The sequence below is a fragment of the Tepidiphilus thermophilus genome, assembly GCF_001418245.1.
In the GTDB taxonomy this organism is placed as follows: Bacteria; Pseudomonadota; Gammaproteobacteria; order Burkholderiales; family Rhodocyclaceae; genus Tepidiphilus; species Tepidiphilus succinatimandens.
In genome coordinates this window covers 1-23,436 of the sequence record NZ_LIPU01000018.1, presented here as the reverse complement: position 1 = coordinate 23,436, position 23,436 = coordinate 1, and the positions used below count along the sequence as shown (strand labels likewise).

The window sequence follows — 23,436 nt, the reverse complement described above, 5'->3', positions numbered from 1 at the left end:
CCGGAACGGTTGCTGAGGAAACGGGGGCAATGCTGGACGCGATTTGCATGGAGCGGGGCTGGCCGGTGATCTCCAAGGAGATTCAGCCGGATCACATCCACCTGTTTGTCAGCATCCCGCCTGCCATTGCCGTAGCCGATGCCGTCAAGGTGCTCAAGGGTGTCACGGCTCGCCGTCTGTTCCAGATGTTCCCGGCGCTGAAGAAGCGGCTGTGGGGCGGCCATCTGTGGTCGCCGTCGTACTACGTTGGCACAGCGGGCAACGTCAGCGCCGAGACCATCCGCCGCTACATCGAGCGTTCCGAGCATGTCACCAAGAGACGATAAGCGGTGATGCGCTTGGCAACGGTCTTGTCCAGCGCGGCCAAGTCCTTCTTGGCCTTGTCGTCGAACTCAATCCGCCAAGCCAAGATCGCGCTCCACTTCGTCTAGCGTGTAGGTGCGGCTGCGGCCTGCGCGAACGTCGATCAGGCGTTGCTCTGCAAGGTACAAATCTTCGAGGTCGTCCAAGTGCTCAAGGATGGCTTCGCGGGCATAGAAAGTCTTGGTGCGCCCGGTGGCCTGTGCCAGTGCTTCAAGGCGGGCTTCCACTTCGGCGGGCAGTCGGATTGCAAGCATGTTTCGGCTCCTGTTCTGAAAACGCTATACAAGTATAGCACAACTACCGCGAAACGCTGGGTGAGTTATCCCGCTCGATCTTCTGCGCCTTGGCCTGCTCGCGCGCCTCGGCGGCCTGCTGCTCGATCTGCTCGACGCGGGCCTCTGCACGGGCCACCCGTTCAGCGCATGCCTCCAGTTTGGCGGCCAGCACGGCGGCCTGCTGTTCGGCGGCGGTGCGGCCCTGCTGCGCATCGGCCAGCGCGGCGCGTAGGCGCTCGATCTCGGCGGCCTGCTCGGTCTGCCGTTCGGCCTGTGCCTCGATCTTGAGGCGGGCCGTGGCCAGCTCCACCCGCGCCGATTCGGCGGCCTGTTGCTCGCGCTCGATGCGCTGCGCCTGGTCGGCCAAGTCGGCGGCTTGCTGCTCGGCCTTGCCCGCCAGAGTGGGCGTAAACGGCCCGCCACGGCCCGGAAAACGCGGCCAGCGGGGCAAGCGTTGTCGGTATTCCTGACCTTGATGCAGCGGGCGTAGGTCAACCGTCACAACCTGGTGTCAATCAGGCTTTTCTTGGCGGCCATGTTCAGATAGGACAGGGCCTTCATGACGCAACTCGCCTCGTACCGGATCGCCGCCAAGGCGGTCTCAGTTTCGGCCACCTTGTCCTTCTCCCAGTCCTGGGCATATTCCAGCAGTTTGCTCAGAGTGTAGCCATGCGAGGCTTTCGGCTTGGCGATGTACGTCGTAAACGCCCTGCGCGTTCCCTTCGCCTTGGAACCGTACCAGCGCTTGTCGTACCACTCTGCCGCTATCGATAGCCCTCGCTGGCGGACTCTGGGCTTGAGAGAGCTTTTCTTCGGCCAGTCCATCTTCTCGTTCATCTCCTCCTTGAAATCGTAGTACTCGTTCACCACAGCCAGTGCCCGTTTGTACAGGCTTTCCATGTGCCTTTCCAGGGCGGCCTTGATCTCTTCCAGGTCGTTTTCCTTCTTCGTTTCGTTCATCGCGCTTTCCTTATGTTTAATAAAGAGGCAGCAAAACGCCATGCCTTATATAGAAAACCATCTCGCCATGCCGGTTCTTCCTAACGCTGGCAGAATTCCTTTAAATCTAAGGCATGGCGCTTCGTTTCCTTTGCAGACTGGAAAGGATTGCGGCCCCCCTTGTCCTTGCAGCCTTGCCATGTGGACATCGCGAAGCGTTTCCTTTGCAGACTGGAAAGGCATTGCGGCCCCCTTGTCCTTGCAGCCTTGCCATGTGGACATCGCGAAGCGTTTCCTTTACAGACTGTAGAGGCATTGCGGCCTTGCTGCCACCGGTCGATTGCCAGGCGATCGGTTCGTCCCTGCGAGGTCGCCATTTTTCGTTCCTTTAAATCTAAGGCATGGCGCTTCGTTTCCTTTGCAGACTGGAAAGGATTGCGGCCCCCCTTGTCCTTGCAGCCTTGCCATGTGGACATCGCGAAGCGTTTCCTTTGCAGACTGGAAAGGCATTGCGGCCTTGCTGCCACCGGTCGATTGCCAGGCGATCGGTTCGCCCCTGCGAGGTCGCCATTTTTCGTTCCTTTAAATCTAAGGCATGGCGCTTCGTTTCCTTTGCAGACTGGAAAGGATTGCGGCCCCCCTTGTCCTTGCAGCCTTGCCATGTGGACATCGCGAAGCGTTTCCTTTGCAGACTGGAAAGGCATTGCAGCGCACAACTGTAACTCGACACCTACAAGGTTTATGTCGCTAAACAAGGCGTTTTGTTGCTCTTTTCGGTCGGGTTTTCACCGGAACGTCTGATATGTTCTCAAGTGGTATGCTAGCGGTACTCGCTCGCCGGACGATCATGCCGGTGCTACTAGCGGTTATCTGGAAGTTGATTGACCCGGTGCGCGGCAAGCCTCGGCCTTCAGGCCGGGGAAGGATAGCGCGGACGCCGTTGGCGTACTTGTCTTTGCTGTTCATGAAGAGTAGGGTTTCTAGAATGCAACGTTTCCAGGCTTTCAAATTCGCTCTGATGCCAACCGGCGAACAGGAACGGCAGATGCGCCGCTTCGCCGGGGCGTGCAGGTTCGTGTTCAACAAGGCGTTGGCGTTACAGAAGGAACGCTACACGCAGGGCGAGAAGAAGCTTGGATACACCGAGCTGGCCAAGGAACTCACTGCATGGCGCAACGGATCTGAAACGCCGTGGCTCAAGGATGCGCCTGTGCACCCGCTACAGCAGGCGCTCAAGGATTTGGAACGAGCCTACACAAACTTCTTCGCCAAGCGGGCAGGCTTCCCGCGCTTCAAGAAGAAAGGGCAGAGCGACAGCTTCCGCTACCCCGACCCTAAACAGATCAAGCTCGATCAGGGCAACAGCCGCATCTTTCTGCCCAAGCTCGGCTGGCTGCGCTACCGCAAAAGCCGCGAGGTGCTGGGCACGGTGAAGAACGTCACCGTAAGCCAGTATTGCGGCAGGTGGTTTGTCTCCATCCAGACCGAGCGGGAAGTGGAGCAGCCCGTGCCGCAGGCTACTACGGCAGTGGGTATCGACCTTGGCGTGGTGCGCTTTGCCACGCTCTCGGACGGCACTGTCTATGCGCCGCTCAACAGTTTCAGGCGGCACGAAGAGGCATTGCGCAAGGCTCAGCAGGCGATGAGCCGCAAGAAGAAGTTCAGCAATAACTGGAAGAAAGCCAAGGCCAAGGTACTGCGCATCCACGCGCGCATCGCCAACGCCCGCCGCGACTACCTGCACAAGACCTCGACCGCGATCAGCAAAAACCACGCGATGGTGTGTATCGAGGACCTGCGGGTGCGGAACATGTCCAAGTCGGCGGCTGGCACGGCGGAGGCGCCGGGAAGAAACGTTCGGGCCAAGTCGGGCCTGAACAAATCCATCCTCGATCAAGGCTGGTTCGAATTCCGCCGCCAACTGGATTACAAATTGGCATGGCGTGGCGGGCATCTCATCACCGTGCCGCCACAGAATACGAGCCGCACCTGCCCATGCTGCGGCCATGTGTCGGCGGACAACCGCCAGACGCAGGCCCGGTTTCTGTGCGTCGAATGCGGCTTCGAGGAAAACGCCGATCTGGTCGGCGCGATCAACATTCTCAGGGCGGGACACGCCCGTTGCGCCTGTGAAGTGAGCGGTGCGGTAATGCCGCCAGCAGCAGGAACCCACCGAAGCGCCTCAAGGGCGGCTCAATGCCGCACCTGAGCGCCGTAGGAATCCTCCGACTTTAGGCGGAGGAGGATGTCAAAATTGTTTACTCACGGTTCACAGGAGGTTGACTTGAATATCATCGGTATCGACATCGGGTACTCCAACCTGAAACTCGCCTTTGGCCATAAAGGCGAATCTCCAAGAACATACTTACGCCCTTCGGGCGCGGCGCCCGCCGATCGCTTTGGGTCGCGCTTCGATGGAAAGGCGCACGAAGACTTCCTGCACGTCCTGGTAGACGGGCAAGAGTTCGTTGCGGGGGTCTCACCGGATCGCGCTGAAATGTGGAGCCGTTCCCTGCACGCGGACTATCCTTCCAGCGTCTCTTACAAGGCGTTGTTTTACGCCGGCCTTCTCCTTTCGGAGATGGACAGGATCGACATGCTCGTCACCGGGCTTCCGGTGACACAATACTTGGACGAAAACCGCAGAAAAGCCCTAGCCGAGTACATGCTGGGAACGCATCAAGTTACCGCCAAGCGCACCGTCACGGTCGAGAGGGTCAAGGTCATCCCGCAGCCCATCGGCGGACTCCTCGATTACATCGCTCAAGAAGATGCCGATATAGAGGATGCACGGGTTCTCGTGGTCGATCCCGGCTTCTTCTCGGTCGATTGGGTGGTCATCGCCCACAAGGATCTGCACCGTCAATCCTCCGGCACCAGCCTCAATGCCTCATCGGTCGTCCTCGAAGAGGCCTCCAGGCTGATTGCCAAGGATCACGGCACGGCGGTCAATACTGAGACTCTCGAAAACGCCATCCGCTCAGGCAAACCGACCGTTCTGGTGCTCGGTCAGCGCGTCGAGATAGCCCCCTACATCGAGCAGGCCACGAAGACGGTCGGCCCGGTCGTCGTCGAATCCATCCAGAAGTCGCTGCGCACGGAAAGCACGATGGTCGACCTCGTGGTCCTCGTTGGGGGTGGTGCCATGTTCTTCCGCGACGCGGTGCAGGCCGCCTTTCCACGGCTGTCCGTAGTTACGCCGGCGGATCCGGTGTTCTCCAACGCTCGTGGATTCTGGTTGATGGGGGCGGCTTTGTGAGCGGCATTCGGATCGTTCTTACCGTAACCCAGGCCAGTCCTGAGCTTTTTGCGGCATTGAAGGACGTTCCGGCCAGACTGCGGGCCGAGCGTGTCCGAACGCTCGCAACGCTCGGGATCGCTGCCATTAGCGGTGGAATCTCCGGTAAGCCGGCCATCGACCAACCTACCAAGACAGGAGTTGCACAACAGGATGCGCAGGCCTCGAGTCGAGCGCTGCGTTTCGCAAAGTCGCTAGGGGATGAGGTGTGACCAAAAAGATCGGTCGACATCACCTCGCTTTCTATCGTGGGTGGTTGCAGGGCCTCGATCTCAGGGATCTGGCCGACCGCTATCTCGAGACAGGGCTCGACTTGCGGCGCGCCAAATCTACGCTCACCTGGTTGCGGGATACTCTGAGCCAGGCTGCCCTGCGCCATGGCCGGCGCGGCGAAGCCCGCTTACTGCGCTTGCACTTGGCAGCCGAACCCATTCAGAAAGCGCATGCCATTCCCTCATTGGAGGACTTCCGCGCCGAACACGATCCTGACGGCTTCTACGATGAGGAGGAGCTGATCCAGCTCTATCTCGAAACGTTTCCCGAAGCCCGCGACAAGCGAGGCCGTCAGCGCCAGCGCTTGATCGAACGTCAACTCGCAGCCCTCGTCTGGATCGAAGACCTGCTTGTCACCGATCCAAATCCTGCCGATCCGGTATCCGCCTGGTTCGACAAGCAGGTGGCGAATCGGCTCGTTCTTGCCGGCATCCCGACCATCGGAGCCTTGATGGAGCGAATCCGGGATCGCGGCTATCGCTGGTGGGTCACGGTACCGAAATTGGGCGAAAAGGGAGCCTCCCGGATCGTCGCCTGGCTGCAAGGATATGAGTCGGCCTTGGGGGCGTTGCCAGAACATGCGATGACACCCATCCGCAGCCAACATGCACCATCGTTGGTTCGAGCGCGACCTCGGGAAACCGCCATCGTACCCATCGAGGCATTCGCGGCACCGCAGATGTTGTCTGGCGAAACCGGGTCCAACAGACATCCAGGCTCCCCCCGCATTCGGGCGGACAACGACCAAAAGGCCATCGAGTCCTGGCTTGCCACGAAATCGGGCAGCCCGCACACATCAAGAGCCTACCGCAAGGAAGCCGAACGGCTCCTTCTCTGGGCCGTGATCGAGCGCGGCAAGGCACTCTCAGATCTCACCGTCGATGACTGCGCACTCTATCGGGACTGGCTGTCCAGTCTTGGACGGACGAACCCTGAGCAGTGGCCCTTTCGGATTCCTCAAAGCGAATGGATCGGCAAGCGAAACACACACCGTTTCAGCCCGAACTGGCGACCATTCGACGGCCCTCTGTCCGCCGCGAGTGTCCGGCAGGCGTTGACGATCCTGTCGAGCATGTTCGAGTGGATGGTTCGTGTCCAGTATTGTATTTTCAATCCTTGGGACGCCGTGGGCCGGAAGCCGGCCGCACGCACGGACACGCCCAATGACGTGGAATTGACGCGGGTGTTCTCGACCGGCCAATGGGACTACCTGATGACGTTCCTTGACACTTTGCCTGCGGACGATGCGACATCCCGGCTGCGATTCGTGTTGCCCTTCGCCCAGGCCACTGGCCTGCGTCTATCGGAACTGGTGGATGCGAGCATCGGGCGGCTTTACACGATGCCGCTCAAGGAGGGACTGGGCGTGCGCTGGATGCTCAAGGTGCTGGGCAAGGGCGGCAAGTGGCGGGCCGTACCCTTGTCCAACCGGGTCATGAATCGCCTCCGGGAATACCTTGCACACCGCGGCCTCGATCCCGACCCGCTCGCCAATCCGCCCGAGACACCTTTGATTTCCCGGCTTGGAAGCCAGGAGCCGGTGACGGGAAGCGCCTTGTACAAGACGCTGCGGACGGTATTCCATCAGGCCGCGGAAAGCTTGGCGGCGGATGGCAAAGACCAGGAAGCCAAGGCATTCCGCCGAGCCAGCGTTCATTGGCTGCGGCATACGTGCGGTGCGCATCTTGCATCGAGCGGGGTGCCAGTGAATCTGGTGCAAAAGCTTCTAGGGCACGCCAGCTTGGCGACCACCAGCATCTACACGGAGACGGACGATGAACGACTGTGGACTGAAATCGAATCGAGAGCCTGAGTGCAGGCTGTGCCCCGGGCTTGTCGCAAGCCGCACCCAGATCGTCTTCCCGACGCCATGCCCGCCGGATCGCCTGCTCGCCATCGGCGAGGCGCCTGGTGCCGAAGAAGATGAAATCGGAGAAGGATTCGTCGGGCAGGCCGGCCGCACGCTCGACGCCCTGCTGGTACAGCATGGCCTGGAGCGCAACCGAGACTACGGCGTGGCCAACATCGTCCGGTGCCGCCCGGAAGACAACCGCAGGCCGTCCAGGCACGAGATCGACAACTGCCTACTCTGGCTGTCGGCTTTCCTGCTCAGGACCCGCCCCAAGGTTCTGTTGCTGGTCGGCGCTACTGCGACAGAAGTGTTTCTCGGCCCTGGGCCGCTGTACTGGCACATCGAGCGATCCAGGAAGTCCACTGTGCTGCTTGCCAAGGATGCGCACCCGACCCTGCGACACGCGATCCGATTGCTGCATGGCATGCTGGACGGCGTCTTCGCCGTTCCCATGCCGCACACTTCCGGCATAGCGTGGAACAGGAAATGTCCTGGCGGGAAAATATGGTCCGAGATCGGCGCGGAACAGGTCGCCCGGGCGGTGGCGTTGCTCCGGAAAGAGAAGCTTGCATGAACGCTAGCTTGAGCAGGCTGAGAAAGCGCGCAATCGGTTCCAGGCATGGCCTGCTGGTGTCTGAAGAAGTCCTGCACCGGGCCTGCGCGCAATGGCTTTCTCTAGCCAAGGCACGCTACCCAACGCTGGCCTGGATGACGCACATCCCAAACGGCGGCAAGCGCCCGAAGGGGGAAGCGGGCAAGCTCAAGGCCATGGGTGTCGTGCCAGGCATGCCGGACTTTATCCTTCCGGTGCGCAGCGGCCCTTGGATCGGGCTGGCGGTCGAGCTGAAATCGGCTACCGGGAAGCTCAGGCCGTCGCAAAGCGCGTGGCTTGAGATGCTGGCTTCCCAAGGATGGAAGACCCACGTCGTGCGAGAGTTCGAAGACTTCGCCGATGTGGTGGTGGATTACTTGAGAGCGATCGATGCGACTTGAATACCGGACGGGAAAGCGAGGCTACACCATATGGCTGGAACGCGACCTGTTCGGGTCCTTCGTGCTGTATCGGCGCTGGTACGGCCTCCACAACCGGCGGGGTGGGATGAAACGCCAGGTGTTCGAGCGCGAACAGGAGGCGCTGAAAGAAATGCGCCGGATCGTGCGCGTACGGGAAAGGCACGGTTATGCGCCGGCGAACAGTGCCGCCTCGCCCTGATCGTCGCAAACGATACCACCTACTTCAGCATATAGACACATGCAGAAATATTTCCGTCTCAGCGTTGATCATTGGCCGCGTCGGCCTGGCGCGCCCATAGGGCGAGCAGAAGCCACCACTTGTTCGCCTTTAGCAGATCCTTTTCGCCTTCGCTCAAACGACGGCTCGGGTCGCCGTAGCACACCTTGATACCCAGGCCATTGCTTGTTAGCCCAGGCACTAGGCGCACGTCCTTGCCATTCTCGAAGCGATCGATCAGGGCAAGGGCTTGTTCAAGGCTGTTGATTTTGGTTTTCATCGGTGCCTCCATCTTGCTGCAATGCCCGACGCAGTAGCGCATGCAAGCGATCATTCTCGCGGCGAAGCTCTTCGATACGCGCCTCATTCTCCCTCGCCTGCTCCTTGAGAGTGATCACATGGGCTTCGGTCTCGACGAGTCGGCGTGCCATGTCGGCAAACGCCTCCTGGTCTTCCTTTGACTTGGCCTGCAATTCATCCAGCGCTGCCAACAGGTCTTCTGCCACCGCCTCCAATTCCTGCCGTTCACGATCCCATTCTTTCTTCGCTTCGGTGTATTCGCTCGTTAGCCTCAACACTTCCGCCTTGGCGATCTCCGTCGCTTTCGCCCACACTTCCTGAGCGAAGCGGCGAACGGTCTCGTCCAGGTCTGGTGGTACTGGGCCGGCTTCCTGCGCCTTGTCCGCCTTCTCCTTTCGTCGCTGATGCCACTCGCGCATGGCTTCGGAGATCGTCGTGAAACTTCCGCTACCAAGCGCTTTACGAACGGCTGCCAGGGTCGGCGCCTTCCCTTCCGCGTCGAGCCGATCGGCGACCGCCCAAATGTCGTCCCTGGTCAGCGCCATGGCGACCACTCCTTATGCTGCCGCGCAAGCACGTTGAGCATCACGAAAGCACCCCATGCGGCCGCCGCCCACTCCCACAGATCGCTGCCAGCGACCAGGATCAGAACGGCGCACACAGGAAGCGACCCCAATAGCAAGGCTGATGCGATGCGATAGTCGATCTTCCGGCCTACCCGCGAGGCCGTCCAAACCACGAACAGCCAGGCGGCCGGAGCGATGAGCATGCCGACGATGCCGTGGCCGCGCGCCAGTTGCTCGCCAGCCACGAATGCGGCTGACAAGGCGGCTGACCACGTGGCAAAGCCCTTCGATTCCGGAAGATCGGACCCTACAGACCGAAACGTCGCGATCTCGAAAGCCCGCACGATGGTCTCGCGCATGAGCAGGAACATTTCCTTCATACAAGAACCTTTGTGTAGTGCTATGATACAATTACAACATACAACATTATGCGGCCTAATGCAAGCCGGTTTCGTCTCCGCGCGTTGCGCAGCACAGACAGTTCGCTAGAAGTGCACTCGCTGATGGTCACTCAGAGAGAATGGTCGCGCGTCGGTTGCTAGCGGTACGCTCGCGGTTTACTGGATGGCTTCGTAGCGGTAACCAGTCGCCGTTTACTACTAACAGTGCACTGGCGGTTTACTGTGCGCCGTGTCGCTGGGACGATGGAGTGGAGTGTAGAGAAGGTGCGGCAGGCTGTGCTTCTGTCGGCACGGATGCGGGATGGCCGGCGCGACTGGCTCTGCCGGGCAAGGAAGGCGCTTGTGGTGTACGAGTAGCGGCCGCGATCGGTGCAGGAACCGGCGAAGCGACTCTGGGGCGGCAGAATGCCGCGCTTGAAGTGGTGGCAGGAATCTCCGGCCATCGAGCCGGAGATGTTGAGCGCTAACTGCTTGATGCCGGGCTGTCCAAGCCAAACTTTTTCAGCATGCTGCGGACGTGAGCAAGGGAAACCTCTTCATGTCGGGTTGCCGCAAAACGTTTCAACAGGATCTCGTCGGCATCGACCAGAGTCTCTCCGTTCGGTCCTTCGTAGCGTTCTAGCGAGCCAAACTGTAAAAACGCATCGACCCATGAAACAGGGACATCCATCAGATCGGCCGCTTGCTGTCGAGTCAGTAGTCCCATCTCTTTTCTCGCTGTCAAGAAAGTTCGCAACCACGCGCACGATTAACTTCACCTAGAGCCGTATCGACACGTTTCCGGCAAGCGCAGCTTGTCCGGCAGAGGCTTAAGCCACGAAACTGCTGCTCTCAAAAACGTACGCGAAGGTGCGCACGGTTTTCTTCCTGCCCCGAGCCGTCTCGATGACCGTGCTCGTCTCTGACTGTAATACGAGAGTTGGCTCCAGCCATCTGCCGCTGCCACTATAACAGCAAACCCAGACGCAAGCAATTGTTATCTTTAGGGTTTTATTGTCCATATCTTGGGAGGACCGATTTACACGCAAAAAATCGCATTCATGATAATAGCAGTTATCATGAATCACGGCACCTTCGCTCTGCACGCAGAGCGATCGATATCTAGGCATACCAACTTAAGCCTACGCAAATGCAGGCTTGGGACACTCTGCTGACACGGTTATCCGCAGAGTCTGTGGAAAGACTTGCCCAAAATAAAAAAGCCCCAGTTCCTCTTGTGAGGACTGGGGCTTCAGCGATGATTAGAAGAGCACAAGCTGACCTTCTTCGACACTCGAAGGCGCAGTTTGAAACTCTTCTTCTGGCGGCGACAGAACAATCCTGCCGTCGATGGATAGCTCGCGAATTTCTCCGCTTGCCCTCCATATCAGCACGGCATGATTTGTGCCGAGCGTAGCGTGATCCCGGTACACGGCCACGGGGTGACCGCGTAGCGAGAACCACTCCGGCTCTTTGCCCGCAAACCACAACGCTCGCCAACCAGACCTACGGTGGCGTGCATCGTAGTCCTTCGCTTCGGCAAGCGGTAGCGGGCGCGTGCCAGGCAGATCCAAGACGAAACGGACCACCTGCGCGCATACCATCGTCTTGCCATTTACCGCCACGATCAATCCCGTCTTGTCGCCACGTTTGCGGCGACCGGATTGGATCGCCTTCTCGTCATGGTACACCAGAGTCGTTTCCCCGGCGTACAGCGACGGCGGAACGAGCCTGTACGCTTCGACATGCGGTGGCACGGCACCTCCGTACGGTCCCGTAATGGTTGCAAAGACCGTGTAAAGGAATCCGCCGTATTCGGCCACCCGGACAGGAACTGGTTTGTTTCCCTTGTGTCCGATCGCAAGATGGCAGGAGTTGGCAGCGGCCAACGCCTCCCAGCGCTCAGCTTGAACCCTGATGCCGTCCATCATTGCCCCCTTTCAGAGCCCACCGTCGCCTTGTCAACAGCCCTTTGTGCTTTATCCAAGGCGGCTCTGATTGCGCCGTCCTCGTCGTCGAAGAGCGGCTGCATTTGAGCGATTTGCTCAATGCAGTCTTGTAACGCCTCGAGCAGATCCGGCGCCGCGGCGATGAGACGCGCATTGGCCTCACCCATCGGGGACGGGCTGCACACGACATACCCGTCTTCGTCGATGATGGCACGGTAGCCTAAGTTTGCACCCGGAACGTTGTCATCGATGAACCATACCGAATTTACGTTCCGCGCCTCAGGTTGATGATCCCACCGACAGGCATTGTAAGCAGCAACGATGCGCCGCTTGATTTCTTCCTGCTCGGAAGGACTTCCCGGCCACATCATCTCACAGACCTTTCTTCCTTCTTGGTCCGTGATAAAACGGCCACTGGGGACAAGTTTGATGCGATCACTCATTGCCCACCTCCCCCTCTTTCGAGGCATTGGTGCCGGCCTTGAGGATCTTGTCCGCCGCAGAGAACACCCTGGCCGCGCTCTTCTTGGCGAACTCTTCGGCTTTTGCCGACGAGCCCAGCCATGCCTGGACGTAGCCTCGGGCTTCTTCGAGACCGGGCAATCCCAGGGTTGCGCAGCAGAGGAAAGCCACGGACTCCGCCTCCGCTTCCTCAATGGTGATGTCGACGACGCCATCGTCGATGAAAGCAGACTCTGCCTGCTTGCTGTGCAGCAAGCAGTGCGCCAGTTCGTGGAAGGTGGTCTTCCACGGCAGCGCCGCCAGCGGGTTGATGGCAATCTCGCCTTTGTTTGGCCGAGCAAAACCTTGGCAATTGCCGTCGACATGGTCGAACGGCACTTCGGTGATTCCAAGGTTTTCCAGGGCCATCCTCCGATCCCACTCCGGGGTTTCCGGAGTAGACACGGTGCCGGGGTTTTCCGGATCGGTCGGCTCGGTCTGTGCAAGGGCGAACCAGTTGTTCTTCATGACAAAGAACAGCTTGGTTGCTTCTTCTTCTGTGCCATCATCCTTTCGGATGAGCTCTTTTTTTACAATCGGCATCCAAAGGGCGATGGCTTTTTCGCCCTTCTTCACCCGCCGCCCAAGACGCTTCCATCCGTTGAAACTTGATATCGGGCCAATCGGGATGCCCCGGTCAACCATCTGACTCACCGCCAATGCCTGGTTACCCAGACTGTATCGGTGGAAAAATTTGTAATGTTCGCCGAGTCTCCCCGGTTCAGAGAGAAGTTCGGTGAACATTTTTGCCCAATCCGGGCGAGTTTTTATGCTTTTGCTTTGCACGGCACTCTCCTTGAAAACAAAAGGCGGAGACACCATGCCCCTAGGGGGACAGAGGGTGTCCCCGCCAGGGGTTTGAAAAACAACCGTGCTATACTGGCCGCATGAACGAGTCACGCAAACCACCCTTCACGGTCATCAATGGCGGCAAGGAAGAACTGGAGCGCAAAAAATATCTCCTGTTCAACCAGCCGTGGGTTTTCGATCACGACGAGTTCGATCAACTCTGTGAGTCTTTCCAACTGCCGCGAGCGGAAGCCTTTGACCTTGCGTTGACGAGAGTCGAACACAAGGCCAAGACGAACTACGAGGCCGCCGCCGTACTTGCCGTCTTCAGTGGAAGCGGTAATGCTTCCGATATCCTGGCAAGAGGACGACGCAAAAACTTCAGACTCGAAACTTCCGAGCCACAAGTTCCTCTTCGATCATCCGCGCCAGGCGACGCAGATCCCTCCTGAGATCCTCGTCACTGATGCGGCTTTTAACGCTCTCCTTTCGGCGATGCCTGGGCACTTGTCCCCTGCCGGGAACTGTGCCCCGGCGGGGTTTCTGAATGGCGCTCGGTTGTCCGAACGCCGCCTCGATGCTGCTTGTTTTGGGCGGCCAGCTACCGCCAATCCCGCATCCGTTACGGAATGCAGAGGATTTTCGAAGGAACGCCTCGCGTTCCTTTGAAAATCCCCCACGCCTTGCGGCGCAGGGGTAACGCGGATCACCCGCACGAGCCGGTGTAACCGCAGTTCTTGCACTTGTCGCAGCCGTTGTACTTGATCACGGCCTTGACGCCGCACTCAGGACACTCGCGGCCGACCACCCGATGCGTCGTGGTTTCGTCGGCGAAGGCCTCCGGCTCCTCGCTGCCGCTCACCCGGCCCTCCTCGTCGAGGATGCCGAGTTGCGCATACCGATGCAGCAGCAGTCGCGCGATGTACGCGACCGTGGACGAGAAGTTTTGCTGCTTCTCGCTGCCCGGAACCTTGGCGAGAAAATCACCTTGTGGTTCCTTGTAGGTCAGCAGTTTCCGCAGCTTCATCCCGATCCACGCCGGATCGACGATACGCATGTCGATGGACAGCAGCTTGCATAGCCCGTCGAAGGTCTTGGGATATTCTCCGGCAAGCCAGACCGAGTACGGTCGGCGGGTGCCATCAGGCATCTCCAGTTCCTTGACGAACAGCACAAAGTCATCCCCCATTGCCGGGTTCCTGACATCCACCGTCCAGGACAACGTGCCGCCCGTGCCCGTCTTGGGTTCCTTGCGGAACATCATGGCCGACGTGAGGGTGTTGTCACCCTCTTTGTCGAACCATCCAATCTTGGCGCAATGATAGGCAACCAGCCACGTCAGCGCGGCAACCGCGCCTGGCATGGTTTTGGTTTTTCCGTCCGGGGGCATGGGCATTTCGAATGGCTCGCCCCTGCATTTCTGCAAGGCTTCGAGCTTGAGCTTCAGCCAGCCGCGATCATAAGACCGCATGTCAGCCGAAAGCGTCTTCGCGATGGCCCCAAGCCCGCGCGGGCATTCGGAACCATTGACCCATACCTCGAACGGGTGCACGTCGCCATTGACGAAGTGTCCGATCTGCACGGCGAAATCGCCTTCCGGCGACTCCACCATGTAGGTGTGGGACGGGTTGCCGTCCACCATGTGCGGGCGATCCAACCAGCGCATGCTCTTGAGCACCGTTTCCGGCACTACTGCGAGCTTGAGACGCCGATCAGGATCAGACTCGTCCAGGTCTTCCGTCTGTTTCCTGGCATCCGACGACGAAATCAGCACGGCGCCGATCTCATCGTTCGGCCGATAGGTGGTCAGACCCTTCAGACCGGATTCCCACGCCCGTCGATAGAGGTCCTTGAAATCCTCGAATGGGTAGTCAACGGGCACGTTGACCGTCTTCGAGATCGCCGCATCGACATACGGCGCCAGGACCTCCAGCATCCTGATATGGTCATCCGCTTTCAGGGTCGCCACCGACTCGAAGTATTCCGGCAGGTTGCCGGTGTCCCCGCCCATCTCGCGATAGACGAGGTGGGCATAGTCCACCAGCTCCACTTCCTGCCACGATCCGTCTGCTTGACGGATGCGGCGTTTTTGTACGAAGTCGAAGACCGGCTCGCAACCGCTTGAGCAGTTGTTGCCGAAGGTCAGCGACCCCGTGCCGGTTGGAGCCAAGCTCAGAAGGTGGCTGTTGCGGATGCCGTGCTTCCATATCTCCTGCATGATGTCCGCAGGCAGGCGGCTCGCAAACGTGCCCTCCTCCAGGTACTTCTCGGCGTCGAACAGGGAGAATGCCCCGCGTTCTTTCGCCAGCTCCACCGACGCCAGGTAAGCCACGTCGCGTATCCGCTCCATGACTTGCCTCGCGAACTCACGCCCCTCCGCCGAGCTGTATTTCAGGCCCAGCATGATGAGCGCGTCACCGAGACCGGTGATGCCGATACCGATGCGGCGCTTGGCTTGCGCCTCGCGCTTCTGCTCCGGCAGCGGCCAAGGCGTGAGATCGAGCACGTTGTCCAGCATGCGGACAAGTACCGGAACCACTTCTTCGAGCTTGTCGAAATCGAACCAGGCCTTCGGCGTGAAAGGCTCACGCACGAGCTTGGTCAGATTCACGTGCCCCAGATCGCAGCAACCATAGGGAGGCAGAGGCTGCTCCCCACCATTCTGTTACTTTCGGCCTTCGCCTACCGACCAGCCGTCGGGCTGGCGGGAAACCGCTTCAGGTTTCCTCTCCCGCTTCTCCTGTCGCGTCATACGGGAGTTCAGACTGTTGCACCGTCCAAGGTGGACGCCCGCTCGCTCAGTCGTTCGGGCTGCACGGCATTCGCCTGCTTGCCCCTCGTCGCCCACGCCTGGGCTTCCGAGTCGATCAGAGCGGGTTTTTCCATGCCGGATTCCGCCGGCAGGCCGCATGCATACGGATTGGTCGCCGCAATGGTCTCGATATACCGGAGGTTGTTGTCCCGGTTGATCCGATCCAGGAACACCACCCCAGGCTCCGCGCGCTCGTAGGTCGCGCGGATGATCTTGTCGTACAGGTCGCGGGCGCGCACCTTGCGGTACACCCACTTCCCGTCCTCGCGCCGGTAAGCCCCTCGCGCCTTGATGTCGGGTCCTGGCTCGGCCACATGGACCAGCTCGAACTCGCCATCGGCTTCGACAGCTTTCATCAGCGCATCCGTGACCCCGACCGACAGGTTGAAGTTCCTGAACGGGCGGCGATCCCACGGCATGTTCGGATCATCGACGCGCTTGCACACGATGAAGTCCTCGATGTCCGGGTGATCGCAGCGCAGGATGCCCATCTGAGCGCCGCGCCGGCTGCCTGCGGAGATCACCGTCGAGCACATGGAGTTGAAAATCTCCATGTACGAGATCGGCCCGGACGCAAGGGACTTGGTTTTTTTGATCCATGCCCCTTTCGGCCGGATGGGGCTGAAGTCGTATCCGACCCCACCACCCAGTCGCATCGTCTGCGCCGCTTGGCGCGCCGCCTCCATGATGCCCGGCACACCATCCACCGGATCGAAGACGGAATCAGCGATGGGTTGCACGAAGCAGTTCACCATCGTCGTGTTCACGCCTTCAACCCCGGCGGTCGCGTTGATTCGACCGCCCAGGATGACATACTCCAGCGCATTCCGGAAGATGACGCCCCACTTCTCCTGGTCCGATTCGTTGCAGGCAAGCCCGCGCGCCACGCGATCCAGGATTTCTTCTGGCGAGCGTTCGCCTCGACCGTATTTGGTCATAAGCGTCTCGTAAGAGACGCTTTGCAGCGCCGGTTGGGCGCCAAGTCTCAGATTTTTCATCTTCATTGCTTTCTCCTTCGTGCTGGTTGACAGTTACCCCTGACAGGGCCTGCCGTAACGCCCGCGACCAGGCGCTATGGAAGGCCCTGTCGAGGGGCGTTGAACAAACACCCAGCGCAAAGGAGAGCCCCGACCGGGGCATCTCCCCGGCTGGGGTTGATTGTTTCAAAATCCTCCTGTATAGTATCAATGTGATACTACTCTAGGAGATCGTTATGAACCTCATCGTCCGATTTAGCAATACCGTCTCACGCTTCGAGACCACGCATCAGCGCCTCAAGGACATCGCCGAATTTCTCGGGGTGTCCCAGAACAAAGCGGCTGCCTACGCGATCAACCAGGCCTGGGAGCGTCTCGCCGCAGACGAAGAGATGCTCGAAGCGCTTGAGTTCAAGCGCAACGGCGTCAAGGTCGGAGGAATTACATACCTCCATACCGACCCTGCTTTTCTCGACCGGGTGCGGGAGCGGGTCTCAAATAGGGTGCCTCTCCCGCACGATGACGACGACAGCCTCGAAAACGACCTGCTGTTTCGCTTCCTCAGCAAAGAACAGCAGGCCGCGATTCGGGCCGCATCCGATCCGGACGAGAAACGCCGCCTCAAGGCGCGGTTCCTCAAGGAAACCTCGCCCGAGGCTGCCGCCGACAACTTCCTCGACTAGTCATCGAGAATCCCGGCGGCTTTCGCGGCTTCGTAGCACTCCCGCAGCCGCCTCTTGGGGAGGCTGCGGATATTCCCGACCTGCCTCTTGACCTCGCAGATGGGGATTTTGTCCCTCTTGGCGAAGTCAATCCTGCTGGTCTTTTTTAGTCCGACCAGTTTTGCTTCGTCCTCCCCGATGACGACCTCGGTGGCGAAGGCCTTCGCCACCTTTTGGCTCGAAATGAACGCTATTTCGAGCCATACAGCAGCCACTTTAAGAACAAGACATGGCCGCAGCTTTCTTTCCTCCGTTTCGGAAAAACGAAACGGGGCCAAAATAATATCGCCTTCTTTCACGATCGTCTCCAAACCGGAAGCCGTCCGGCGTCGGTCGCGGAGACGCCCCTCACGGGAAAGGGCTCCCCGCGAGGGTTGTGATTTACGGCATGATTGTATTGCTACCGCCATGCCACGCTCGCCGGGTAGCAGGACGGCATTACTGCCGCCCCGCCCCCTAAGAACCGTACGTGCGAGTTTCCCCGCATACGGCTCAAGCCTCTGCAAAGCTCCTTTTGACAGGAGCCGGCAGTTCACTTACCACCTTGAACGGTCGGTTCTGTCAAGGCGCACCTAAGCCTTGGGTTTGGATGCCCATACGGGCATCTTCGTCCCGTGTGGGCTCTAAGTGTGATTATCCCTTGCAGAACAATCACTTACGCGACATCACGTCGCACAGTGCTGTTTGTTTCAGGTCCCCAGCTAGGACCATCCACCCATCGGAATATTCCGACAGGAAGAAACCCGGCTTTTCGCAGCGTACCGTTCGATGCGCTCCGAAAAGCCCCGCCTTACGGCGGGGTCCTGCTGTTGTTGCTACCAGATCGATTCCGCGATTCGCCTTGCCTCTTCGGCAAAACGTCCGCAAAACACGACCTGTTCCTCCCTGACGAGCATCCTTCCTACGACTGCCACATGCTGGCGGACACCGGGATCCAGCTTCCAACGTTCCCGTATGTATTCGCGATAGTCGCCATCGAAGCCCAAAGGCGGCGCGAACGCCGAGGCTGCCCCTGGTTCGGTGTCGATCCGGCTGAAGTGGACAATCCCATACATGGCATCATCCCCTCAAGCAATGCGGCGCATCAGATGCGCATCGATGGATTGGACGGCAGGGAAGCCGTCACGTCCGTCTCGGTTGAGGATATCAAGCCAGTCCAGAGACTTATGGCCTGGCGGAATCTCCCCTGCCGGGACGATGGCGCTTGCCTTGACCCCAGCCTTCCATAGGCGTTGGACCAGTCGCTTCGCAGCTTCCTGTCCATGTCCTTTTGGGTGCTGTTCTGTCGGTCGATCCTTGTCGGCGAAGACTATAACCCGGTTCACTCCGGCTGGGGGAACGAAGTTCTCCAGCAGGAGTGCGTTGACCGCACTCCACACCGGAAGTCCCGTTCCTTCCATGACCGCGAGGGCCGTTTCCAGCCCTTCGGCGATTGCGAGTACCGGACCCGGATCGACCAGCCGAATCGCTCCACCGATGATCTTTCGATCCTTCGGATAGCTCATCAGCTTTTTGGGCGAATCGACAGGCGCCTTCTTGCCATCCTGCGTCAGGTACGTCCGGTGAATCGTTACCGGATTGCCTTGAGCTCCAGACACCATGGCGATGATGGCTGGATATTCCCCGATCTTCTTGTCGCCGTCGTAGTACGCCAGCGACGGATGAAACCGGAGAGATTCGGGCGGTAGGATCGATATTCCGCGCCGGGCCAGATAGAGCCTGGCCGGCTCGGCGTCGCGATCCGAGATCGAGATCGACTCCCTCCATACCCGATTAAGCGAGAAACGCAACTTCTCGTCGTCCTTGCGGTCCGCACGCTCCTGTTGCGCAATCCTGGTTACAGGTTTTACACTGCCCGCATGCAGGTACTCGGCTACCGCCCTGAGGGCGGTTGAAAAATTCCAACCGTTTGCCCACATGAGCGTGGCAAACCCGTCGGGGAAAACGCCGCAGGTGTTGCAGACGCTCCCGCCGGTTTCCTCGACGTCTTTGAATACACGGTAGCCGTCCCTGCCACCATGCACCGGGCATGGAACATGACGACCTTTGCGTTCCAGCGCTGGTGTCAGATGGGGCGCAAGCGCCCTAATGATTTCTTCCCAACGCCATTGCGCCAAATGTTTTACTTCCTCGGCTTTCATGGTTTCCTCCTTTCTGTCGCGAGACATCCAGGAGTACCCCTGCAAGGCACTCTTGGATGCCCCGCGACGGGGTTGAAAGAAACCAGCACGAGGAGCCCCCCAGCCAGGGAGAAGCTCCCCGGCTGGGGTTGGTCTTGATCAAGGAATGTATGCCCCCGACCCTGAGTTGAACGCCTCGTCCAATGCTCGCTGCAAGCGATCACTGGATGCACGTTCGCGCATCAGTATTTCGCGGGTCTCGCGAAGCCGATCATGGAGGTAGTTCATGCCTTCCTCCATGTCGCCTACGTATTGGCGGATGACATCAGCTTCCTTGGCGGTAGCAAGGCCGATTTCGACCTTGCGAAGCGCCGCCTCGAAATCTGCCGGGCTTGGAGGAAATCCATTGCTCATGGCTTCCCCCCAACCGGGGTGCATTGGTACTCAAGGCACGTGGTCAGCAGACCCTCGAATCTATGCACGAACGGTTCTTCACCGCACGAGAGCACGGACAACCCGGACTCCATCTGCCAAGCTTTCGCCTTGGCAGCGCCGTCTGGATCGTCATACTCCAGACCAGACCAATCGTTGTTGACCAAGGCCGAGGCCCACGACGCAGGCAGGACAACGGTTACGATTTCCATTGCCCACCTCCATCAGAACGGCCCATCGTCATGCGGCTTGGATTTCCCCTTCTGCGTCTGCTTGGACGCATCCGGATCATCCTTCTTGCCGCCCGGGAGCATCTTCATGCTCTCGGCGACGATTTCCGTGGTGTACCGGGTCTCGCCGTCCTTCTCCCAGGAACGGGTCTGGAGGCGGCCCTCGACATACACCAGGGAGCCTTTCTTCAGGTGTTCGCCGACGATTTCAGCGAGCTTCCCGAAGAACACGACGTTGTGCCACTCCGTCTTTTCGTGCTTCTCGCCGTTCTTCTTCCAGGTTTCGCTGGTGGCGATTCGCACGCGGGTGACGGCTTCTTGTTCCTGGGTATAACGAACCTCTGGGGCCGCGCCCAGAAAACCGATCAGTTGGACTTTATTCAACATGGTGGAACTCCTTTCTGTCATGAGACGGAAAAAGCGGTCGCACCATGCCCCCTGGCGGGAGACATGGCGTTTCCCGCCGGGTTGAGAAGAACCTACGCAGCAGCGCAGACGATACGTCGAACAGTCTTCGGCACCATCACCGTTTCCTCGACAACTTTGCAGTTATCGATGAGGTCGATGAATGCGCTCCGAATCTCGTCGCATGCGCGGTCGAACCGGCATACCAGTTCAACCTTGTCGCGTAGCGCAGACACCGAGAGATCCATCAGGTCGTCGGCATCCAGGTCATCATCGATGCCTCTGCCAGTGGCGCGATGCCATCGGAGCGGACGCGCCAGGTTGACGCGCTCCGTCTTTCTGCAACGACCGCACTGACCAACCTCGCCGCTGACGGCTTGGTAGTTCAGTTGCCCGCAGGCGCGGCACTGGCTCTTGTACCCAGGGTCGTAATACTCACCCCTGTACAGCACCAAGTAACCACCCGAGCGGCCATTGACCCCGATCGTGTAGTTCCCATCCATCTCCGACGTGAAGTCGTCGATGACGAACTGAAGCTCATCCCAGTAGTCGGTATCGAGAATGTCGTAGGCCCGATTAGCCTGCTCGCGTGTCAAGCCAAGGTATGGAATCTTGATCCTGTTCGCGTAGCTGGTCGTCCGGTTCCACGAGTTCATCGTGTAATACCTGTAGTGACCACAAAGGAAATCCACCATCGCTCGCTTGGAGCGCAGGTCAACTTTCTTCTCGAAGAACATCTTCGCCTCCTAGAAATAGCCAGCCGAAGACGCTTCTTCCCTTGCCGGGAACATGCGTCCCCGGCGGGGTTTCTGAATGACAGCCGGTCGCCCGTCTGCCGCCTCAATGCTGCTTTTTTTCGAAGGCCAGCTACCTTCTTTTCTCCTGGCTTACGCCAGAACGAGAAATCTGGTTTTCCGCGGCGCACTCCGAAGAATGCGCTCCGGAAAACCCCGCACCGAAGCGCGGGGGTATTGCTTAGATCAGGCTACCGATGTTGGCCTTGATGCGACGATATTCGCGCATCAGCACCTCCAGATCGGTTCCCTCGAAGTCGGCCTCAAGACGGATGTAAATTTCGTCCAAAGCTTCTTTCGATGGGGCCTTTTCCATAGCCTTGATCGCTGTCGCGAGCTTGGCATTTGGCTCGGCAACGAAGGCCGTGCCCTCGTTCCCTTGACCTGGGGGGCTTTCACGCTGCTCCTTCTCTTCAGGAACTTGATCATCGTCGATTATCACCGGGGTGTAGTTACCCTCGATGACATCGTCCAGATTCAAGTTCTGCGCTTTTCCTTGCTCTGAAGCCGCATCCATCGCCAAAGCCGTTGCCAGCTCCGGGGATTTCGGCAGGAACTTGCACAGCCGCCGGATCACCGTCTTTAGCCCCATTGCCACGAAGTCGGAATCCCAAACGGATTCCTTCTTGTACCGCTTGGCTGCCTGGTAGCCTTTACTGTTGTCACGGATCTTCTCGACTTCCTTGCGGCTCATCGCCACGAAGGTACGGGAGCCATCCTTGAACACAGCAACAGCGTAAAACCCGACAACCTCACCCCGCTCCTCATCGGAAGCAGGGAAGCCGCCGAGCCCAGTGAGCGGCTCGTGCTCCAAACTCCGCTCCATTCCGAGCTTGAGCGTGAACTTGTCGTTCACACGCACCTCGTGGGCGTAGATGTCCTGCACGAGGCCGCTCTGTCTAGCGAGCTTCATCAACCCGGTGTAGCCTGGGATGAGTTGGCACTGATCTCCGAAGGGGACCAGGTACGCCTCACCCATCAGTCCGACCTCCAGGCCTAATTGCGAAGCCTGGATAACCGCTGCGAAGATCGACCGGGGGTCGCATTCGGCCAACTTCGGCGTCATGCGGAATGCCGTCAAGGCGATCCGCGCCATCCGGTCGGGGTTGATATGCTTGGGCAATGCCCGAGCTATTTCCCCCTTGAATTTTTCCAGCATCGCCGGAAAACTTTTGACTTCTACCTGATTGTTACGATTGATATTTTTGAGAGTTTGGAGTGCCATGGTAGATCTCCTTCTTTTAACTAACAAAGAAAAGGCGGTCACACCATGGCCCCCGACGGGAGACATGGCGTTTCCCGCCGGTTGAAAAAATTGACTGCTACTTGCTGCCGTCGCCCCGATCGAAGTTCATCGGGGCGCTACCGTCCCACGCTCACTCGCCGAGATCAAAGTTGGCTGCCCAGCGCGGTAGGTTGATCGTCTCGATCTCCCCGCCAGGCTGGTAGCCAGGCCAACTTTCGTTCTCGCGGCACCACTTCAGAAGCTGAAGAGCTGCGCGATACTTGGCCCGGCCGACCTCGATCATCTCGTCGCTCGCCTTGTAGGCGGCAACCGCAAAAGGCGGTTCCGTTTCTACCGCTATGAAATAGAAGGGGATGCTCCTACCGGTTAGGGCCTTGAGCCCATCCTGGTAAAACGCTGCCTGTACGTCATAGCCGAACGTGGCGATGGCGCGTGAAAACCCGTCAGCACTGGCATCGCGGCACGTCTTGACGTCTACGATTGCCGCGATCCGGCCTGGGTTATCCTCCATTACGGCCAACCAATCAGGACGACACTTGCATTCAATGCCGGTGTCTGGATCAGTCCAGAAACCGGACATCTCCGCCATGCCGTTCGCCAACAGCTTGGCTGCACCCTGATGGGATCGAACACTGACGACCATCTGCTCGATGGCAGTCATTTGGTCATCGACCAAAGTGGTTTTCCCCGCATTTTCCGCTTCCCATGCCTCGGCGGCGGCTTTGCCTTCCTTCGTGCGTCGGTCGAACTTCGGTGCCACAATGAAGTTTTGACCAAACAGCTCGGGTTCGAGCAGTGCCGCATGGAACGCCGAACCGAACTGCATCGCCGGTGTTGGCGATGGCGGGTTGCTCACATACTGCTGGTAATGGGCTGGCGAACGCAGTCGGGTAGCAGGACGGCATTACTGCCGCCCCGCCCCCTAAGAACCGTACGTGCGAGTTTCCCCGCATACGGCTCAAGCCTCTGCAAAGCTCCTTTT

At 59.2% G+C, this 23,436-nt stretch carries 27 protein-coding genes and 1 pseudogene; 9 read left to right on the top strand and 19 right to left on the bottom strand.

Annotation, left to right across the window (positions count from 1 at the left end):
* Positions 1-326, top strand: a 326-nt coding sequence (gene tnpA / locus ASC37_RS10330; protein ID WP_055424295.1) for an IS200/IS605 family transposase, incomplete at its 5' end; no start/stop codon positions are given.
* A gap of 66 nt (positions 327-392) precedes the next feature.
* On the opposite strand, the gene relB is transcribed toward tnpA, so the two are convergent.
* Genes relB through mobI form a run of 3 tightly spaced genes read right to left on the bottom strand, consistent with a single transcriptional unit; the run spans position 393 to position 1,598 of the window.
* Positions 393-617, bottom strand: a complete 225-nt coding sequence (gene relB / locus ASC37_RS10325) for a type II toxin-antitoxin system RelB family antitoxin (protein WP_055424293.1) — start codon at positions 615-617, stop codon at positions 393-395.
* Positions 618-660: 43 nt separating this feature from the next.
* A complete protein-coding gene (locus ASC37_RS10320; protein ID WP_198289083.1) occupies positions 661-1,089 on the bottom strand; it encodes a hypothetical protein in 429 nt (142 codons plus the stop codon).
* Between the two features lie 47 nt (positions 1,090-1,136).
* Entirely contained in the window at positions 1,137-1,598 is a 462-nt protein-coding gene (gene mobI, locus ASC37_RS10315) for a conjugative transfer protein MobI(A/C) (RefSeq protein WP_055424292.1), read from the bottom strand.
* Between the two features lie 964 nt (positions 1,599-2,562).
* Between mobI and ASC37_RS10310 the strand changes: the two genes are divergently transcribed.
* The 6 genes from ASC37_RS10310 to ASC37_RS10285 all read left to right on the top strand — a co-directional run bounded on the left by ASC37_RS10310 (position 2,563) and on the right by ASC37_RS10285 (position 8,213).
* Entirely contained in the window at positions 2,563-3,786 is a 1,224-nt protein-coding gene (locus tag ASC37_RS10310; protein WP_055424291.1) for an RNA-guided endonuclease InsQ/TnpB family protein, read from the top strand.
* A gap of 75 nt (positions 3,787-3,861) precedes the next feature.
* Complete coding sequence (locus ASC37_RS10305) at positions 3,862-4,836, top strand: ParM/StbA family protein (protein ID WP_072247997.1); 975 nt, start codon at positions 3,862-3,864, stop codon at positions 4,834-4,836.
* Between the two features lie 247 nt (positions 4,837-5,083).
* A complete protein-coding gene (locus ASC37_RS10300) occupies positions 5,084-6,961 on the top strand; it encodes a tyrosine-type recombinase/integrase (RefSeq protein ID WP_055424290.1) in 1,878 nt (625 codons plus the stop codon).
* The gene (locus tag ASC37_RS10295) at positions 6,924-7,574 is read left to right on the top strand and encodes a uracil-DNA glycosylase (RefSeq protein WP_055424289.1); all 651 of its coding nucleotides are present in this window, start codon (positions 6,924-6,926) and stop codon (positions 7,572-7,574) included. The genes ASC37_RS10300 and ASC37_RS10295 overlap by 38 nt, the downstream gene beginning before the upstream one ends.
* Entirely contained in the window at positions 7,571-7,993 is a 423-nt protein-coding gene (locus tag ASC37_RS10290; RefSeq protein WP_055424288.1) for a VRR-NUC domain-containing protein, read from the top strand. Before ASC37_RS10295 ends, ASC37_RS10290 begins: the two co-directional genes overlap by 4 nt.
* On the top strand, positions 7,983-8,213 hold the full coding sequence (locus tag ASC37_RS10285) for a WGR domain-containing protein (protein ID WP_055424287.1): 231 nt from the start codon (positions 7,983-7,985) through the stop codon (positions 8,211-8,213). Before ASC37_RS10290 ends, ASC37_RS10285 begins: the two co-directional genes overlap by 11 nt.
* 58 nt (positions 8,214-8,271) lie before the next feature.
* Here ASC37_RS10285 and ASC37_RS10280 read toward each other — a convergent pair whose 3' ends face one another.
* From ASC37_RS10280 to ASC37_RS10250, 7 genes are all read right to left on the bottom strand, one after another.
* Positions 8,272-8,511 (bottom strand): hypothetical protein, encoded by a 240-nt coding sequence (locus ASC37_RS10280; protein ID WP_055424286.1) that lies wholly within the window; start codon positions 8,509-8,511, stop codon positions 8,272-8,274.
* Positions 8,486-9,076 carry a DNA-binding protein gene (locus tag ASC37_RS10275; RefSeq protein ID WP_055424285.1) on the bottom strand — a complete coding sequence of 197 codons (591 nt, stop codon included), beginning with the start codon at positions 9,074-9,076 and terminating at the stop codon, positions 8,486-8,488. Before ASC37_RS10275 ends, ASC37_RS10280 begins: the two co-directional genes overlap by 26 nt.
* Complete coding sequence (locus ASC37_RS10270; RefSeq protein WP_141654673.1) at positions 9,067-9,477, bottom strand: hypothetical protein; 411 nt, start codon at positions 9,475-9,477, stop codon at positions 9,067-9,069. Before ASC37_RS10270 ends, ASC37_RS10275 begins: the two co-directional genes overlap by 10 nt.
* Before the next feature lie 484 nt (positions 9,478-9,961).
* A complete protein-coding gene (locus ASC37_RS10265) occupies positions 9,962-10,204 on the bottom strand; it encodes a hypothetical protein (RefSeq protein WP_055424283.1) in 243 nt (80 codons plus the stop codon).
* A 535-nt stretch (positions 10,205-10,739) separates the two neighbouring features.
* Positions 10,740-11,408, bottom strand: coding sequence for a hypothetical protein (locus ASC37_RS10260; protein ID WP_141654672.1), 669 nt, complete (start codon positions 11,406-11,408; stop codon positions 10,740-10,742).
* Positions 11,405-11,869, bottom strand: coding sequence for a hypothetical protein (locus ASC37_RS10255; protein ID WP_141054926.1), 465 nt, complete (start codon positions 11,867-11,869; stop codon positions 11,405-11,407). Before ASC37_RS10255 ends, ASC37_RS10260 begins: the two co-directional genes overlap by 4 nt.
* Positions 11,862-12,713, bottom strand: a complete 852-nt coding sequence (locus tag ASC37_RS10250) for an ArdC-like ssDNA-binding domain-containing protein (RefSeq protein ID WP_055424280.1) — start codon at positions 12,711-12,713, stop codon at positions 11,862-11,864. Before ASC37_RS10250 ends, ASC37_RS10255 begins: the two co-directional genes overlap by 8 nt.
* Before the next feature lie 101 nt (positions 12,714-12,814).
* Here ASC37_RS10250 and ASC37_RS11770 point away from each other — a divergent pair, with 101 nt between their 5' ends.
* Positions 12,815-13,168, top strand: a complete 354-nt coding sequence (locus tag ASC37_RS11770) for a hypothetical protein (RefSeq protein ID WP_141654671.1) — start codon at positions 12,815-12,817, stop codon at positions 13,166-13,168.
* A gap of 254 nt (positions 13,169-13,422) precedes the next feature.
* Here the strand turns inward: ASC37_RS11770 and ASC37_RS10240 are convergent, their stop codons facing one another.
* Together ASC37_RS10240 and ASC37_RS10235 are read right to left on the bottom strand one after the other, a co-directional pair.
* A complete protein-coding gene (locus ASC37_RS10240) occupies positions 13,423-15,360 on the bottom strand; it encodes a hypothetical protein (protein WP_082438468.1) in 1,938 nt (645 codons plus the stop codon).
* A 267-nt stretch (positions 15,361-15,627) separates the two neighbouring features.
* Positions 15,628-16,532: pseudogene (locus ASC37_RS10235) on the bottom strand (ribonucleoside-diphosphate reductase, adenosylcobalamin-dependent); the annotation flags it as partial.
* Between the two features lie 209 nt (positions 16,533-16,741).
* Here ASC37_RS10235 and ASC37_RS10230 point away from each other — a divergent pair.
* Positions 16,742-17,188: a hypothetical protein gene (locus ASC37_RS10230; protein WP_055424276.1), complete on the top strand. Its 447-nt coding sequence runs from the start codon at positions 16,742-16,744 to the stop codon at positions 17,186-17,188.
* Here the strand turns inward: ASC37_RS10230 and ASC37_RS10225 are convergent.
* From ASC37_RS10225 to ASC37_RS10185, 7 genes are all read right to left on the bottom strand, one after another.
* The gene (locus ASC37_RS10225; protein ID WP_157287469.1) at positions 17,185-17,526 is read right to left on the bottom strand and encodes a type II toxin-antitoxin system PemK/MazF family toxin; all 342 of its coding nucleotides are present in this window, start codon (positions 17,524-17,526) and stop codon (positions 17,185-17,187) included. The two genes, ASC37_RS10230 and ASC37_RS10225, sit on opposite strands and share 4 nt — an antisense overlap.
* Before the next feature lie 768 nt (positions 17,527-18,294).
* A complete protein-coding gene (locus tag ASC37_RS10215) occupies positions 18,295-19,368 on the bottom strand; it encodes a DUF7146 domain-containing protein (protein ID WP_072247994.1) in 1,074 nt (357 codons plus the stop codon).
* A 138-nt stretch (positions 19,369-19,506) separates the two neighbouring features.
* On the bottom strand, positions 19,507-19,761 hold the full coding sequence (locus tag ASC37_RS10210) for a hypothetical protein (RefSeq protein ID WP_055424272.1): 255 nt from the start codon (positions 19,759-19,761) through the stop codon (positions 19,507-19,509).
* Between the two features lie 242 nt (positions 19,762-20,003).
* The gene (locus ASC37_RS10200; protein ID WP_055424270.1) at positions 20,004-20,396 is read right to left on the bottom strand and encodes a single-stranded DNA-binding protein; all 393 of its coding nucleotides are present in this window, start codon (positions 20,394-20,396) and stop codon (positions 20,004-20,006) included.
* 92 nt (positions 20,397-20,488) lie between these two features.
* Positions 20,489-21,151: a hypothetical protein gene (locus ASC37_RS10195; RefSeq protein WP_055424269.1), complete on the bottom strand. Its 663-nt coding sequence runs from the start codon at positions 21,149-21,151 to the stop codon at positions 20,489-20,491.
* A gap of 238 nt (positions 21,152-21,389) precedes the next feature.
* The gene (locus tag ASC37_RS10190) at positions 21,390-22,433 is read right to left on the bottom strand and encodes a recombinase RecT (RefSeq protein ID WP_055424268.1); all 1,044 of its coding nucleotides are present in this window, start codon (positions 22,431-22,433) and stop codon (positions 21,390-21,392) included.
* A gap of 151 nt (positions 22,434-22,584) precedes the next feature.
* Positions 22,585-23,340, bottom strand: a complete 756-nt coding sequence (locus ASC37_RS10185) for a PD-(D/E)XK nuclease-like domain-containing protein (RefSeq protein WP_082438465.1) — start codon at positions 23,338-23,340, stop codon at positions 22,585-22,587.
* Positions 23,341-23,436 lie beyond the last annotated feature (96 nt).